14 protein-coding genes are annotated in these 14,526 nt (G+C 66.5%); 7 read left to right on the plus strand and 7 right to left on the minus strand.

The window, feature by feature from the left end; all coding sequences use genetic code 11:
• Positions 1-83: 83 nt before the first annotated feature.
• A complete protein-coding gene (locus BU124_RS10605; RefSeq protein WP_084863557.1) occupies positions 84-368 on the plus strand; it encodes a hypothetical protein in 285 nt (94 codons plus the stop codon).
• Here BU124_RS10605 and acnA read toward each other — a convergent pair.
• Positions 332-3,082, minus strand: coding sequence for an aconitate hydratase AcnA (gene acnA / locus BU124_RS10610; RefSeq protein WP_084863558.1), 2,751 nt, complete (start codon positions 3,080-3,082; stop codon positions 332-334). The two genes, BU124_RS10605 and acnA, sit on opposite strands and share 37 nt — an antisense overlap.
• Positions 3,083-3,307: 225 nt before the next feature.
• On the opposite strand from acnA, the gene BU124_RS10615 reads away from it, so the two are divergent.
• Positions 3,308-4,012, plus strand: a complete 705-nt coding sequence (locus BU124_RS10615) for a DUF1223 domain-containing protein (RefSeq protein ID WP_084863559.1) — start codon at positions 3,308-3,310, stop codon at positions 4,010-4,012.
• A 21-nt stretch (positions 4,013-4,033) separates the two neighbouring features.
• On the opposite strand, the gene BU124_RS10620 is transcribed toward BU124_RS10615, so the two are convergent.
• Positions 4,034-5,059: a flagellar motor switch protein FliG gene (locus tag BU124_RS10620; protein ID WP_084863560.1), complete on the minus strand. Its 1,026-nt coding sequence runs from the start codon at positions 5,057-5,059 to the stop codon at positions 4,034-4,036.
• 87 nt (positions 5,060-5,146) lie between these two features.
• Entirely contained in the window at positions 5,147-5,644 is a 498-nt protein-coding gene (locus BU124_RS10625; protein WP_084863561.1) for an autoinducer binding domain-containing protein, read from the minus strand.
• Positions 5,645-5,777: 133 nt separating this feature from the next.
• On the opposite strand from BU124_RS10625, the gene BU124_RS10630 reads away from it, so the two are divergent.
• Both BU124_RS10630 and BU124_RS10635 read left to right on the plus strand, forming a co-directional pair.
• Positions 5,778-6,395: a helix-turn-helix transcriptional regulator gene (locus BU124_RS10630; protein ID WP_084863562.1), complete on the plus strand. Its 618-nt coding sequence runs from the start codon at positions 5,778-5,780 to the stop codon at positions 6,393-6,395.
• Positions 6,396-6,523: 128 nt separating this feature from the next.
• A complete protein-coding gene (locus BU124_RS10635) occupies positions 6,524-7,174 on the plus strand; it encodes an acyl-homoserine-lactone synthase (protein ID WP_084863563.1) in 651 nt (216 codons plus the stop codon).
• A 56-nt stretch (positions 7,175-7,230) separates the two neighbouring features.
• Here the strand turns inward: BU124_RS10635 and purB are convergent, their stop codons facing one another.
• On the minus strand, positions 7,231-8,538 hold the full coding sequence (gene purB / locus BU124_RS10640) for an adenylosuccinate lyase (protein WP_084863564.1): 1,308 nt from the start codon (positions 8,536-8,538) through the stop codon (positions 7,231-7,233).
• 84 nt (positions 8,539-8,622) lie between these two features.
• On the opposite strand from purB, the gene BU124_RS10645 reads away from it, so the two are divergent.
• Positions 8,623-9,048 (plus strand): DUF6314 family protein, encoded by a 426-nt coding sequence (locus BU124_RS10645; RefSeq protein ID WP_245831670.1) that lies wholly within the window; start codon positions 8,623-8,625, stop codon positions 9,046-9,048.
• Positions 9,049-9,177: 129 nt separating this feature from the next.
• Positions 9,178-9,774 carry a biotin transporter BioY gene (locus tag BU124_RS10650; protein WP_084863565.1) on the plus strand — a complete coding sequence of 199 codons (597 nt, stop codon included), beginning with the start codon at positions 9,178-9,180 and terminating at the stop codon, positions 9,772-9,774.
• A 159-nt stretch (positions 9,775-9,933) separates the two neighbouring features.
• Here the strand turns inward: BU124_RS10650 and BU124_RS10655 are convergent, their stop codons facing one another.
• From BU124_RS10655 to BU124_RS10670, 3 genes are all read right to left on the minus strand, one after another.
• Entirely contained in the window at positions 9,934-11,145 is a 1,212-nt protein-coding gene (locus tag BU124_RS10655; RefSeq protein ID WP_084863566.1) for a bifunctional alpha/beta hydrolase/OsmC family protein, read from the minus strand.
• Between the two features lie 234 nt (positions 11,146-11,379).
• A complete protein-coding gene (locus tag BU124_RS10660; protein ID WP_084863567.1) occupies positions 11,380-12,321 on the minus strand; it encodes a hypothetical protein in 942 nt (313 codons plus the stop codon).
• A gap of 500 nt (positions 12,322-12,821) precedes the next feature.
• Complete coding sequence (locus BU124_RS10670) at positions 12,822-13,490, minus strand: winged helix-turn-helix transcriptional regulator (protein WP_084863600.1); 669 nt, start codon at positions 13,488-13,490, stop codon at positions 12,822-12,824.
• 197 nt (positions 13,491-13,687) lie between these two features.
• Here BU124_RS10670 and BU124_RS10675 point away from each other — a divergent pair, with 197 nt between their 5' ends.
• Positions 13,688-14,503, plus strand: a complete 816-nt coding sequence (locus BU124_RS10675) for a class I SAM-dependent methyltransferase (RefSeq protein ID WP_084863569.1) — start codon at positions 13,688-13,690, stop codon at positions 14,501-14,503.
• Positions 14,504-14,526 lie beyond the last annotated feature (23 nt).

Genomic DNA, 14,526 nt, shown 5'->3' on the forward strand with positions numbered 1-14,526 from the left:
GCATCGGTGATGTCGACGCCGCGATCGCCGCCTACGGCCCGCAGACCTGCGCCGAGGACCGGTTCGATGGCATCAGTTATGACATGGGCACCTGGCGCGTGAACCTGCGCCAGTCCAACACCCAACCGGTGGTGTGGCTGACCCTCGAGGTGCGCGGCGATGCCGCCCTCCTGGCCGACAAGCTGGCCGAGATCCGGGCCCTGCTGGCCCACTACGCGGCCCGAGTCCGCTTCTTTGGGTCAGAAATACCGCCGCCGGAGGCCCCTGACAAAAAAGCCGCGCCCCCGGTGGGGGCGCGACATCTTGATAGCGGTCCGGTGCGGGAAACCCGTCAGGCGGCCTCTTGCGCGAGGTTGCGCAGCACGTAGTGGAGCACGCCGCCGTGTTCGACGTATTCGATCTCGATGGCGGTATCGATCCGGCACTTGAGCGTGATCTCCTTGACCGTGCCGTCGGCCATGGTGATCTCGCAAGGCACCTCCTGCAGAGGCTGGATGCTGTCCAGCCCCTTGATCGAGACGCTTTCATCCCCTGTCAGGCCCAGGCTATTGCGGGTGTCGCCACCGGTGAACTCGAAGGGGATCACGCCCATGCCCACCAGGTTCGAGCGGTGGATGCGCTCGAAGCTTTCGGCGATCACGGCCTTGACGCCCAGCAGGTTGGTGCCTTTGGCGGCCCAGTCGCGGCTGGACCCGGCTCCGTATTGTTCGCCCCCGAAAACGACCAGCGGCGTGCCCTGGTCCTGATAGGCCATGGCGGCGTCGAAGATCGAGGTCTGGGTCCCGTCCGGGGCCTTGGTGTAGCCGCCCTCGACCCCGTCGAGCATCTCGTTGCGGATGCGGATGTTGGCGAAGGTGCCGCGCATCATGACTTCGTGATTGCCGCGGCGGCTGCCGTAGGAGTTGAACTCGCGCACCGGCACCTGCCGCTCGGTCAGGTATTGCCCCGCGGGCGTGTCGGGCTTGAACGACCCTGCGGGGCTGATGTGGTCGGTGGTGATCATGTCGCCCAGAATGGCGAGAACGCGCGCGCCCTCCAGGTTGGTGATCTTGCCCGGCTGTTTCGACATGCCCCGGAAATAGGGCGGATTCTGGATGTAGGTCGAGGCCGCGGGCCAATCGTAGGTCTCGGAATCGGTGACCTCGACCTCCTGCCACTTCTCGTCGCCCTTGAAGACATCGGCATACTTGGACTGGAAGGCCGCGCGGGTGACGGTCTTTTCGACCAGCGCGGCGATCTCGGCCTGGGTCGGCCAGATGTCCTTGAGGTAGACATCGCGGCCCTCGGGCGTCTGGGCGATCGGGTCGGTGGCGATGTTGATGTTCATGTCCCCGGCCAGGGCATAGGCCACCACCAGCGGCGGACTGGCCAAGTAGTTGGCGCGCACGTCGGGGCTGATCCGGCCCTCGAAGTTGCGGTTGCCCGACAACACCGAGGCCGCCACCAGGTCGCCCTCGGCGATGGCTTCGGACAGCTCCTGCTGGATCGGGCCGGAATTGCCGATGCAGGTGGTGCAGCCGTAGCCCACCAGGTTGAAGCCGATGGCGTCGAGGTCGTCCTGCAGGCCGGCCGCCTCGAGGTAGTGCGACACCACCTGACTGCCCGGCGCCAGCGAGGTCTTGACCCAGGGCTTGCGGTCCAACCCAAGTTCGCGCGCCTTGCGCGCGACCAGCCCGGCGCCGATCATCACGTAGGGGTTCGAGGTATTGGTGCAGGACGTGATCGAGGCGATCACGACCGACCCGTCGCGCAGCGCGTAGTCCTCGCCCTTGACCTCTTGCGTCTTTCGGGGGTCGACCACCGGGTCGGGGGCCGGTCCCTCGTCGGCCATGCCGGTGCCGTTGTCGCTGACGTCGGCGCCGCGGTATTCGGCCACGACCTTGAAAAAGGCCTCGGCGGCCTCGTCCAGCGGCGTATGGTCCTGCGGGCGCTTGGGCCCGGAAATGGCCGGCACGATGGTGCCCATGTCCAGTTCGAGCGTGTCGGTGAAGACCGGCTCGGCCCCCGGTTCGCGCCACAGGCCCTGCTCCTTGGCATAGGCCTCGACCAGCGCGATGCGGCTCTTGTCGCGCCCGGTCTGTTCCAGATAGCGCAGGGTTTCGGCGTCGACCGGGAAAAAGGCGCAGGTGGCACCGAATTCCGGGCTCATGTTGCCCAGCGTCGCGCGATCGGCCAGCGGCAGGTGATCGAGGCCGTCGCCGTAGAATTCCACGAACTTGCCGACCACGCCCTTCTCGCGCAGCATCTGCGTGACCCGCAGCACCAAGTCGGTTGCCGTCGTGCCCTCGACCATGGCGCCGGTCAGCTTGAAGCCCACGACCTCGGGGATCAGCATGGAGATCGGCTGGCCCAGCATGGCGGCCTCGGCCTCGATGCCGCCGACGCCCCAGCCGAGCACGCCGAGGCCGTTGATCATGGTGGTGTGGCTGTCGGTGCCCACCAGCGTATCCGGGTAGGCGACCTCTGCGCCGTGCTGGTCGGTGTCGGTCCAGACGGTCTGGCCCAGGTATTCCAGATTGACCTGGTGGCAGATGCCCGTGCCCGGCGGCACGACGCGGAAGTTGTCAAAGGCGTTCTGGCCCCACTTGAGGAACTGGTAGCGTTCCATGTTGCGTTCGTACTCGCGATCCACGTTCATCTGAAAGGCGCGGGGGTTGCCGAACTCGTCGATCATCACGCTGTGGTCGATGACCAGGTCGACCGGGTTGAGCGGGTTGATCTTCTGCGCGTCACCGCCCAGCGCCTTGATGCCGTCGCGCATTGCCGCCAGGTCCACCACCGCCGGCACGCCGGTGAAGTCCTGCATCAGCACGCGGGCCGGGCGATAGGCGATCTCGCGCGGGTTGCGGCCGCCTTGGCTGGCCCAGTCGCTGAAGGCCTTGATGTCGTCGACGGTGACGGTCTTGCCGTCCTCAAAGCGCAGCATGTTCTCCAGCACCACCTTGAGCGCGACCGGCAGCTTGGAGAAATCGCCCAGGCCGGCGGCCTCGGCGGCGGGGATCGAATAATAGGCGACGGACTGGTCGCCGGCGGTCAGCGTCTTGCGGGTCCGGGTCGAATCGTGGCCGACAGTGATGGGCATGGGGCCTCCTTTGCGGGTGGGCGACGGGCGCGTTGGGTCCGGGGTCGGATTCGCTGCCGTGTATACTATTGTATGCAGCCGTTTGCCAAGGGTGAAACCGACTTCGCTGCAGGCAGTCTACGTTATCCTGCACTGGGCTGTCGATGTGACAGAGGCTCGCAAACGCTTGATTGGCGGTTGCGCGCGCGGTGAGCTAGCTGTGGTATTCAACAGCGGGACTCCATCATGCGACGAATTCTGACACTGCTCACGTTCCTCCCGGTCCTGGCCATGGCGGCACCGGCGCTGCGGGCCGACCCAGTGCCGGTGGTGGTGGAGCTGTTCACTTCGCAGGGGTGTTCGAGTTGCCCGCCGGCCGACGCGATGCTGCTGGACCTGGCCGAGCGGGAGGATGTGATCGCCCTCGCGCTGCACGTCGATTACTGGGACTACATCGGCTGGAAGGACATTTTTGCCGACCCGGCGCATACGCAGCGGCAAAAGGCCTATGCCTATGCCGCCAACCAGACCACGGTTTATACCCCGCAGATGGTGATCGCCGGCGAGACCCACGTTGTCGGCGCCCAGGCGATGGAGGTGGCCGATGCTATCCGCGCCCATGCCGGGACGGATCACGGAATCACGCTGCAGCTGGAGCGCAGCGGCAACGAATTGCGCGTCGCCCTGCGCCATGACGGCGCCGGCATTGGCCCCGCGCGCGTCCACCTCGTGCGCTACACCCCGCGCGAGGTCGTGGAGATCCACCGGGGCGAGAACGCGGGCCGTCGGCTGACCTACGGCAATATCGTCACCGAATGGGATGTGCTGGCCGAATGGTCGGGCAACCGAGACCTGGACCTGCGCGCGCCGGTTCCGGGCGAGGACCGGGCCGTCATCCTGGTCCAGCGCGTGGGCCCCGGCCCCATCCTTGCGGCGGGCGAGGCCCGCTGACCCGGGCGCGAGGCATGGCTGTCACGCCTCATCGTCCTCGTCCGGCTCGATCAGGGTGATCGCGCCCGAATCGGCGGCGGCGCGGATGGCGGTGACGACGGCGGCCTGGGCCGCTTCCCCGTCCGATTTGCGGACCTTGCCGAGTTCCGCGACCTCCTCGCGCAGGCTGTCGGCCATGCGTTGCGACATGTTCGACAGGATGTGGTCGGCGGCGGCGTCCAGGTCCCCGCCAGCGGCCTGGGCGGTTCCGAGCGCCTTGACCAGGTCGGCACCGGGAATGTCGCGGATGACGCCGGGCACGTCCAGCGGCGCGAGCCGGCGCGGGATGTCGGCAAAGGTGAAGATCGACTGGCGCACGGTTTCGGCGAAGTCCGGGTCCTGTGTGGCAAGGTCCTCGAGCAGCCGCGCGCGCGTCTCGGCGGTGCTCGCATTTAGGATGGCGCCCACGCGCTGGCCCGGGGTCTGGTGGAACGCGGGCGCGCCGGTGCCGCAATACTGGCTTGCCAGGGCCACGCCAATGCGGGCCACGGCCTCGGGGCGGATATCGGCGGTGCGCGCCACCGCGTGGGCGATGCGGCGGGCGCGCTCGCCGGGCAGGCGGCCCAGAAGCTCGGCCGCGCGCGCGGTGGGCAGTTTCGACAGCAGGACCGCGCCGATCTCGGGACTCTCGGCCTCGAGCAGCGGCACCAGGTCGTCGGCCTCCAGCGCGCGCAGTTGCACCCAGGGATCGGCCCCGGCCTGGCTCGCGGCCTCGTCACGCAGTTTCTGCAGAGCCTGCGGGCTGATCTTGCCGTCAAGCCCGGCGAGGGCCGCCTCGACGCTGCCGGGCACCGTCATGGCAAGGTCGCCCAGCGCCTCGGTGAATTCCCGGGCGACGCTGTCCATGGTGGCGCGATCGACAAGGCCCAGCGCACCCAGCTCGCGCGAGAGGCGCAGCTGGCTGTCCTCGGGCAGGTCGGCCAGCGGCAGGTCCTGCCCGTCGTTGAGCAGGTATTGCACGATGAGCGCGGCCTTGCGCGCGCGGCTGAGGTCGGTGGCGGCGGACATCGGGGCCCCTGGCGGTTGCGGCGACGCGGTCGGTCGCGCTGACTTTGCCGTCGCGCCCCTTGCGATTCCCTTAATCCGCGCCGCGCCTCACTCCGAAGGCCCGGGGTGCGTCATCTGCACCGAGAGGTCGTGCAAGGCCTCGCGCACGGTGGGGCTCATGCCGTCCGCCGAGCTGGTCATGTGGTGCAGCCTCTCGACGTCGGCTTGGAGCTGCGCCGCTTCCTCGTCGGTGAAGGCGCGGTCGTTGCGGGCGAACCCGGCCACGCTGCGGGTGCCGCCGTCCTCGATGGAGATGGCGACGCCGTGGTTCATTCCGAACCGGGCAGACTCGGCCAATACCCCGGCGTCATCCCATTCGCCGAGGTCGGCCCAGCTGATGATGCCGGTTTCCGAGAACCCCCAGCGCACGATCGGGTCACTCATGACGTAGCCGCGTTCCGAGTAAAGATCAATCCAGGCCTTCGGGTAGGTCTGGAACAGGAACTCGGGTGTCGTGAACTTGATGTGGAAGGCAATCGCGAACCCCGTCGGTGATTGGTCCTCCAGCCTCTTCAGAACGGTCCGAATGTCTTGCTTGTCGGCCATTTGGCGTTTCCCCAACTCGCTTTATGGTTGCCTGCAACCGCTGACCCGACATACATTGCTCAAAGGCAGGCCCCCTTATGCTACGTCTAACGGTTTAAGAAGAACAGGGAAATCGGTTATCCATCCCGCTGACATGAATCATGTGAATCGCGAAAACCCCTCGGACAGCGTGCTGGCGCCGGCCAGTGCGGGCTATTACATCGCCCTGCGCGTCGGCTTCGCCTTTCCTCTCGAAGAGCTCAACGCCCTGCCCAGAGCCTGGGTCGAACATTACACGCAAAACCGCTTCATGCTGCACGATCCGGTCATCCGCTGGATCTATTCCAACACCGGCGCCACCCGCTGGAGCGCGCTTGACCTGCCCGACCCCATGCGCGTGCTGGAACAGGCCCAGGTCTTCGGGCTGCGCTACGGGGCGGCGGTGGCCTGTTACGACGGCAACCGAGAGGGGCAACGCTCCTTCGGGACCTTCGTGCGCGGGGACCGGGAGTTCACCGACGCGGAAATCGAGCAATTCCAGAGTTATGTGCATGGGCTGCACCGTGCCAAGGCGCCGCCGACGAACCTGACGCCGGCCGAGATCGAGGCCCTGAGCATGGTCAAGCGTGGCATGCGGCTCAAGCAGGTCGCCCATGACCTGGGCGTCACCGAGGGGGCGATCAAGCAGCGCCTGAAGAACGCCAAGTCCAAACTGAACGCCCAGACAAGCGCCCAGGCCGCGGCCATGGCGAGCGAGTTCGGCCTTATATAACTACAGATTTTCATTAATATAATATTAACATGGAGTGCGCCTGCGCAATTTCGTTTTGTGCCTAAAATCCACAGTTAACAGCGCGCCGACCGGCAGGCTAAATGGACTCTCCAGAAAGGAGAGTCATCATGGAAAATATCACGTTTCGCTTGTCCGACAGCTACAAGTACGGGTCGGCCTATTTCGACTATCTCGCCCTGCGCAAGCAGTTCTTCGTCGATCAGCTGGGCTGGGACATCCCCCACAACGACGACCTGGAAATGGACCAGTACGACAACCCTGAGGCGCGCTACTCGCTCGTGCTCGACAAGGGCAGGGTGGTCGCCGGGGCCCGGGCCATGGCATGTTCGGCGAAATGGGGCGAGCATACCTACATGCTCGGCGATGCCATGACCGGCAAGCTTGGCACGATCCCCCCGAATGTTCTCAAGGACCACATCGTCAGTTCCGAGGTCTGGGAATGCACCCGCCTTGTCATCACCCCCGAGGTCAAGTCCATGAGGATGCGCAACCTGTGCCTGGACATGATCGTCGACGGGCTGATCGACATGGCTACGCGCGAGGGCGCCCACACCCTGATTTCACTCAGCAATCTGTGGTTGCTGCGCTCGCTGCGCCGCCTCGGCTATGGCGCGGACCTTCTGGGCGATCCCTATGTCAACGCCGACGACGGGCACAAATACGCGGTCATGGCCATCGAGGCCGAGCCGAAAGCCCCCCGGCTGCCCCGGCATACCCACCGTCCGCAGCCCGGCGTTGTCCACGCCCCGGTTGCCTGACGGGGCGGCTCTGACTCTCGTGGAGGGCCTGCGCCGGCGCGGCGCAGGCCTGCCGCTCAGGGCGTGCCGAAGACGCGCGCGAAGATCGTGTCGACGTGCCGGGTGTGATAGCTCAGGTCGAATTTCTCTTCGATCTCGTCGGCGCCCAGCACCGCCGTCACGTCCGGATCGGCGAGCAGTTCGGTCTTGAAGTCCTTGTCCTCCTCCCAGACCTTCATCGCGTTGCGCTGGACCAGGGCATAGGCGTCCTCGCGGCTGACCCCGGCCTGCGTCAGCGCCAGCAGCACGCGCTGCGACATGACCAGCCCGCGGAACTTGTGCAGGTTGGCCAGCATGGTGTCGGGATAGACCACCAGCTTGTCGATCACGCCGGCGAGTCGATTCAGGGCGAAATCCAGCGTCACGGTGGCGTCGGGGGCGATTCCCCGCTCGACGGAACTGTGCGAGATGTCGCGTTCATGCCACAGTGTCACATTTTCCATGGCCGGGGTCACGGCCATGCGCACCAGCCGCGCCAGCCCGGTCAGGTTCTCGGTCAGCACCGGGTTGCGCTTGTGCGGCATGGCCGAACTGCCCTTCTGGCCCTGCGAGAAGAACTCCTCGGCCTCCAGAACCTCGGTGCGCTGCATGTGGCGAATCTCGGTCGCGATGTTCTCGATGGAGCTTGCGATGACCCCGAGCGTGGCAAAGAACATGGCGTGGCGGTCGCGCGGGATCACCTGGGTGCTGATCGGTTCGGGCGTCAGGCCCATCTGCGCGCAGACATGCGCCTCGACCGCCGGGTCGATGTTGGCAAAGGTGCCGACGGCGCCCGAGATGGCCCCTGTGGCGATCTCGGCGCGGGCGGCCTCCAGCCGTTTGCGGCCGCGGTCCATCTCGGCGTAGAAGCGCGCGAAGGTCAGGCCCATGGTCGTCGGCTCGGCATGGATGCCGTGGCTGCGGCCGATGCGGACGGTGTCCCTGTGTTCATGCGCGCGTTTGCGCAGCGCGGCCAGCACCTTGTCCATGCCGTCCAGCAGAAGATCGGCGGCGCGCACCAGTTGCACGTTCAGCGTTGTGTCCAGCACATCCGACGAGGTCATGCCCTGGTGGACGAAGCGGGCCTCCTCGTGGCCGATGATCTCGGCCAGGTGTGTGAGGAAGGCGATGACGTCGTGCTTGGTCACCGCCTCGATCTCGTCGATGCGGGCGACGTCGAACTCGACGTCCTGCGCCGTCCAGACCGCGTCGGCACTGTCGCGGGGGATCACGCCGAGATCGGCCTGGGCATCGCAGGCATGGGCCTCGATCTCGTACCAGATGCGGAACTTGGTGGCGGGCTCCCAGATCCGGGTCATCTCGGGGCGGGCGTAGCGGGGGATCATGGGCAGAACACCTTCATCACTGGAGCATCGGTTCCGGGCCTCTTAAAAGGGGGGCGCACAAGGGGCAAGGGAGAGCCGGCCGGGATGGCAGAGTGGTTGCGCGCGGCGGATTTTCTGCAAGGCTTCCGGTTCGACCGCGAGATCGAGGATGCCCGGGCGGGCCAGGTGGTGCGGGCCGAGGGCACCGTGGCTTTCACGCCCGACGCGGCGGGCCTGATCTACCAGGAGAGTGGCCGGTTGCACCTGCCGGGGCACGCGCCGATGCAGGCCGAGCGGCGCTATCTTTGGCGGTTCGACGCTTGGGGCGTCTCGGTCCTATTCGCGGATGGCCGGCCCTTTCACCGCTTCGTGCCCGCGGGGCAGGGGGCAGGCACGGAACATCCTTGCGGCGCGGATCACTACCGGGTGGCCTATGATTTCGCCGGCTGGCCGCGCTGGCAGGCCACATGGCAGGTGAGCGGGCCGCGCAAGGACTACACCAGCCGGACCGCCTTTGCGCCCCTGTCCTGATTTGCAAACCTGATCGACAGGCTTTGCAGCGGCTTTGCAGATTTGCGCGATCGCGCTGGCAAAAGTGTTGCGTCGCTGCCGGGCGTGAGGCATTCCATCTGCCGAGGGAATTCTGAAAGGAGCCGCGACATGGCTGCAACCGCTGACAATACCGTTCTGTTCGACACCTTCGGGCCGACCGACGGCACCGCCCTACGCGCCAAGCAGGCGCTCATGGTCGTGCTGGGCATCGCCCTGCTGGCCGCCTCGGCCAAGGTGCAGGTCTTTCTGCCGGGCAACCCGGTGCCGATCACTATGGGCACCTTCGGCGTGCTGACAATCGGCGCGGCCTACGGGGCGCGGCTGGGGCTGATCACGGTGCTGGGCTACCTCGCCCTCGGGGCGCTCGGCGCCTCGGTCTTTGCCGGGCAGGAGGCCGGGCTGACCTACATGATGGGCGGCACCGGCGGCTACCTCGTGGGTTATGCGCTGGCTGCCGCCGCGCTGGGCCATTTGGCGCGGCGCGGCTGGGACCGGAGCATCGCCTGGATGGCGCTGGCCATGCTGATCGGCAACGCGCTGATCTACGTGCCGGGGCTGCTCTGGCTGCACCAATTCGCGGATGGCTGGGCGCAGACGCTGGAATGGGGCATCACGCCCTTCCTGGTCGGGGACGCGCTCAAGCTGGCCCTGGCCGCGCTGCTCGTGCCGGGGCTGTGGAAACTGCTCGGCCGCGCCCGCGGCTGATCTGTCAAGCCTTGCCAAGCGGGAAAGGGCGGACCGGCCGGTCCGCCCTTTGCTGGTCTGGTGGGAACATTTTCGCGCCTGAGCCCCCGGGCCCGCGCGTGCGGACGTGTTGAGGCCGACCCTCCGGGAGGAGTTTATCGGCCAAGATGAAGGGGCGCGTCAGTCGGCCAACTCCGTCACGATCTCGTTGGCGCGTTCGAGCGTCTGGTGGACCGGGCACTTGTCGGCGATCTCGAGCAGGCGCTGGCGCTGGTCGGCGTCGAGGTCGCCTGTCAGCACGATCCGGCGGTTGAAACGGTCGACCTTGACGCCGCCCTCGGCGCTGGCGTCCTGTCCGTGGACCTTGTCGTGGCTCACGTCTACGGTCACATGGGTAAGCGGCCAGCCCTTGCGCCGCGCGTACATGCGGATCGTCATCGAGGTGCAGGCCCCGAGCGCCGCCGCCAGCAGCCCGTAGGGCGAGGGGCCGCGGTTGCTGCCGCCGTAGCTTTCGGGCTCATCCGCCTGCAGGTGGTGCGGGCCGGACTGGATGTCCTGCAGAAAGCCCCCGGGGTCGGCCTCGGAGACCCGCAGCACGCCCTCGGGGGCGCCTGGCGGCGGGGCGGGGCGCTTGAGATCGAGGTAGCGCCCGGCCCAGGCGGCGATGACGTCGGCGGCGTAATGCGCGTCCTCCTCGCGGCCGAGAAGGTGGTCGGCATCATCCAGGGTGACGAAGCTCTTGGGGTGCTTGGCGGCCTTGAAGACCTCGGCGGCGTTGTCGATGCCAACGATCGCGTCGCGCGGGGCGTGGAGCACCAGAAGGGCCGCGTCCATGTCGGCCAGGGCCGGCGCGAGGGCGCGCTGTGCGATATCGTCGAGAAAGTCCTGCGTGATCCGGAAGGGGCGGCCGGCCAGCGTCACCTCGGCGGCGCCGCGGTCGCGGATCTCGGGCAGGGCATGCGAGAAATGCTGCGCGACATGGGCCGGGTCGAAGGGGGCGCCGATGGTTGCCACGGCCTTGATATGCGGCATGCGCGCGGCGGCGGCGATGACTGCGGCGCCGCCCAGCGAATGACCGATCAGCAGCGAGGGGGACATGCCTCGCGACGATAGCGCATCGCAGGCGGCTTCCAGGTCCTGCACGTTGCTGGTGAAATCCGTGTTCGAGAACTCGCCCTCGGAATGGCCCAGCCCGGTGAAATCGAAGCGCAGCACGGCGATACCAAGCGCGGTCAGCCGCGCGGCGACGCGGCGGGCGGCGGCGATGTCTTTGCCGCAGGTGAAGCAATGGGCGAAGAGCGCGGTGGCCAGCTGCGGCCCGTCGGGCCGGTCGAGCCGGGCCGCGAGGTCATGGCCGGAATGGCCCGCGAAGGTGAATTTCTCGGTGGGCATGGTCTGGCCTGCCTTGTAGTTCGGACACCCGATAGGTGCCCGCACCGGTGCGCCTTCGCAAGCCCCGGGTCGCCCGGTTGACGGGATGGTGATGGCCGGGTGACCCGGGCATGCTCTGGGCCGACGGTGGTGTGAGGCAATATGACGGGGCGCCGGGTGGATGGTGCCCCGGGTCGCGCTGCGTGTCGCGGCCCGGGGCCCGGTCCTTGCGCCGGGACGCGTCGGTGCGCGGGCTCAGACGAGGTAGGACAGCACCGGCGTGCCCACGCCCGCATGCATCAGGCCGATGGCCGCCCCGGCCAGGGCCAGGGCGCGGGCTGGCACCCGAGCATCCTCGCGGCCCAGGGCGCAGTAGGTCAAGGCAGCCATGCCCAGCGGGGCCGACAGCATGATCGCCCCGCCGTTCATCGTGTAGATGGCCAGGCGCCGCGTCACGCGGCGGGCCATCCGGCGTTCCAGGGCCGCCGCGTCGTCCTCTTCGGCGTGGAGCGCGTCGCGCAGGGCGGCAGCTTCCGCGCGTTGCCGAGCGTCGGCGCGGGCCACGGACTCGGCGCCGGCGCGGTCGGCCGCCTGTGCCGCGTGGGTCGGGCGCGGCGGGCGTGGCGGTTGCGGACGCTCGTGTGTGCTACCCGAGGCCACGGGCCGTTCGGGCAGGATCGGCGAAACGGTTTCTTCCGCGTCCGCGTCCGCGTCTTGGGCCCCGGCCTGTTGTGCGGCGTCCTGCCGGGCCAGCCTGCGGACCATGTCGACCAGTTCATCGTAGATGTCGCCGGTGATCATTTCCTCGCGGTCGAAAACCATCAGGTGATCGGCCGGGGCGGCGTGGTCGATTTCCCGCGCAAGGCCGCGGCAGAGATCTTCGCGGTTGGCATAGAACGGGCCGGTGGCGGGCGTGCCCGGGCCCGTCCCCACCGAGACGATCAGCCCCTCGGCGGGCAGGCCGCTCGCCCCCAGCGTTTCGGACAGATCTTCGTTGAAATCCGCATGGCCGAGACAGACCCGCCCGCCGTCGAGATCGTAGACGATGAAATCGTCATACTCGGCGGTGATGCGGTAGCCCGCCCCATGCGAGGCATCGAAGGCGACGCCCAGTTCCCGCTTGAGGGACTGGAAGTCGATGTTTGTCGGTTTCGCAAAACAAAGCGCGGCAATCGTACTTCTTGCATTGTGGGTCATTGCTCGATCTCCTGCAACAAGTGCAGCGTCAACAATACCGTCAAAAATGTCCGGCATAGGAAGCAATTGTGTTAAATTGAGAGCAAATGGCACATCCTTAGGTGGTGGTGACGATCAATCCTGCCAGCGTCCAGTTATTATATCTCAAATGGAAACAACATTGTCGCTGCCCGAGCAACTCTTCTGAATTCACGCGAGGGGCGCGCGCCGGTCAGGCGCCCCTCGTGAACTCCCTGATGGCCCGGTTAGACCGTGGCCCCAGCCGCTGTCGTAGAGCTTGAACTCGACCAGGTGCGGGGTGTGCTCGTAGGCGTGGACCTCTTCCCGCTTGAGCTCCATGGAGACGTCGACCTGCGCCTTGGAGAAGACGTCGCCGGCCAAAGGGAGCGCGGCAAACACCGGACAGAAAGTGAGGCGCAGCTTGCGGGACGGGCGCCGATGGATCGCGCGGGCGACCAATAGCGCTACCGGCGCCCTATGATACAAACAGGTATCCCGCCCTAAGCCGATGCAACCAGCGGGGTTTCGATCTCGCTATCTGCCTGGATCGCGAAACTCGACCGGATCAGCCATTTCGACAGGTTGGACGCCATCAAGGCATCGCCGATCAGCTGGATGCGGTCGGCTTCGATTTCGCTGGCAAACGTCGTATGCCCCATCCAGGCAGCAGTCAGCGCTTTGAGATCGGCGGTGATGAAAAGATCGACCTCGTCCTTGGGGTCGACCATGCAAAGATCGTTTTCGGCATTGGGGCGGATGATTAGCCAGGCGTGGAAGTCGGCTTGATCGCGTGCCTTGAGGATGAATTCGACAACCGAGCGTAGGCGCGGAAGCGCGGACACGTCGATCTTGCGACGGACGTTCCACAGCAGAACGCGCGCGTCCAGACACTCGAGTCCCGGTTCCGGGTCGATGTGCCGATGGGCCCAACTGCCCAGGGCGTTGACAACCGGTTCCAGCTCGTCCGCCATCGCGGTGGTTGCATAGCGCGCGCCGCCTTTGTCAGTGGCGTCGAATCGTTTGATCAGCCCCTTGTCAGTCATCTCGCGCAGGCGCTTGCTGAGCAGGCTGGGACTCATGCCGGGAACCCCGCGCTGGATCTCGGAAAACCGGGTCGATCCGGACCACATTTCGCACAGGATCAGCATCGTCCAGCGCGGTTCCAGCATTTCGCAGGCCACCGCGACCGGGCAGAACCGGGTTTATCCGCTGCTTTGGGGAGACATGGCAGCTCCTTTCTGTCTGGCATGAGAGTGCGCGGCGTATACGTGATCCGTCCACTACAGATTCAGTAGCAGGATTGCTTCTTTGTCGAAAGCAGACCTGCATTCTGGCGTGCGGCACCGTGGCATCGTCATTGCAGCCGATGGAGTCCAGACCCATGACAGTTCAATTCGATCCCGACACGATCAACGCCAAGCTCCAGGCGACCTGGGGCGCGGGCGAGTATCATCGCGTCGCCACGCTTGTGCTGAAGCCCAACGAAGACCTGGTCGAGCGCATGGACCTGCCCGCAGGCACAACGATTGTCGATGTGGCCGCCGGTAGCGGCAACTCGGCCCTTGCCGCGGCGCGGCGTGGCATCGACGTCCTCGCTACGGATTTCGTGGCCGATCTTCTGGATGTGGCGCGGATGCGCGCGGCCGCCGAGAAGCTGCCGATCCGGACCGAGGCGGCGGATGCCCAGGCGCTGCCCTTCGGCGACGGCAGGTTCGATGCCGTGATCTGCTGTTTTAGCGCGATGTTCGCCTTTGACCAGGAGGCGACGGCGGCAGAGATGTCGCGCGTCACTGCCCCGGGTGGAAAGATCGGTATCCTGGCCTGGACTCCGGACGGATTCATCGGTGAACTGTTCGAGATCATCGGTCAATTCATTCCACCCGCACCGGGGGCCAAATCGCCCGCGCGCTGGGGCACCGCGGCGGGTCTTGCCGAGCTGTTTCCCGGCCACGCGATCGAGGCGACGCGGAAGGATTATGTATTCCGGATGACCGACGCCGAGGCCTGGCTCGACCTGTTCGTTCAGTATTACGGGCCGACCAATCGGGCCTCTGCCGCCGTTGGTGACCGCGCGGACGCGTTGCGCGCGGATATCAAGGCCCTTTTGGAGCGGATGAATACGGCCGAGGATCATCTTCGGCTGCCGAGCGCCTATCTCGAGGCTGTCCTGAAAAAGCCCTGAGTACCCATATCGGGAACGAAAAA

Source organism: Salibaculum halophilum, assembly GCF_002094885.1.
In the GTDB taxonomy this organism is placed as follows: domain Bacteria; phylum Pseudomonadota; class Alphaproteobacteria; order Rhodobacterales; family Rhodobacteraceae; genus Salibaculum; species Salibaculum halophilum.

Excerpts from the sequence above, each read along its gene's own strand:
- BU124_RS10605 (WP_084863557.1), top strand. The coding sequence starts at position 84 with ATGGGCACCTGGCGCGTGAACCTGCGCCAGTCCAACACCCAACCGGTG.
- acnA (WP_084863558.1), bottom strand. The coding sequence starts at position 3,082 with ATGCCCATCACTGTCGGCCACGATTCGACCCGGACCCGCAAGACGCTG.
- BU124_RS10615 (WP_084863559.1), top strand. The coding sequence starts at position 3,308 with ATGCGACGAATTCTGACACTGCTCACGTTCCTCCCGGTCCTGGCCATG.
- BU124_RS10620 (WP_084863560.1), bottom strand. The coding sequence starts at position 5,059 with ATGTCCGCCGCCACCGACCTCAGCCGCGCGCGCAAGGCCGCGCTCATC.
- BU124_RS10625 (WP_084863561.1), bottom strand. The coding sequence starts at position 5,644 with ATGGCCGACAAGCAAGACATTCGGACCGTTCTGAAGAGGCTGGAGGAC.
- BU124_RS10630 (WP_084863562.1), top strand. The coding sequence starts at position 5,778 with ATGAATCATGTGAATCGCGAAAACCCCTCGGACAGCGTGCTGGCGCCG.
- BU124_RS10635 (WP_084863563.1), top strand. The coding sequence starts at position 6,524 with ATGGAAAATATCACGTTTCGCTTGTCCGACAGCTACAAGTACGGGTCG.
- purB (WP_084863564.1), bottom strand. The coding sequence starts at position 8,538 with ATGATCCCCCGCTACGCCCGCCCCGAGATGACCCGGATCTGGGAGCCC.
- BU124_RS10645 (WP_245831670.1), top strand. The coding sequence starts at position 8,623 with ATGGCAGAGTGGTTGCGCGCGGCGGATTTTCTGCAAGGCTTCCGGTTC.
- BU124_RS10650 (WP_084863565.1), top strand. The coding sequence starts at position 9,178 with ATGGCTGCAACCGCTGACAATACCGTTCTGTTCGACACCTTCGGGCCG.
- BU124_RS10655 (WP_084863566.1), bottom strand. The coding sequence starts at position 11,145 with ATGCCCACCGAGAAATTCACCTTCGCGGGCCATTCCGGCCATGACCTC.
- BU124_RS10660 (WP_084863567.1), bottom strand. The coding sequence starts at position 12,321 with ATGACCCACAATGCAAGAAGTACGATTGCCGCGCTTTGTTTTGCGAAA.
- BU124_RS10670 (WP_084863600.1), bottom strand. The coding sequence starts at position 13,490 with ATGCTGGAACCGCGCTGGACGATGCTGATCCTGTGCGAAATGTGGTCC.
- BU124_RS10675 (WP_084863569.1), top strand. The coding sequence starts at position 13,688 with ATGGAGTCCAGACCCATGACAGTTCAATTCGATCCCGACACGATCAAC.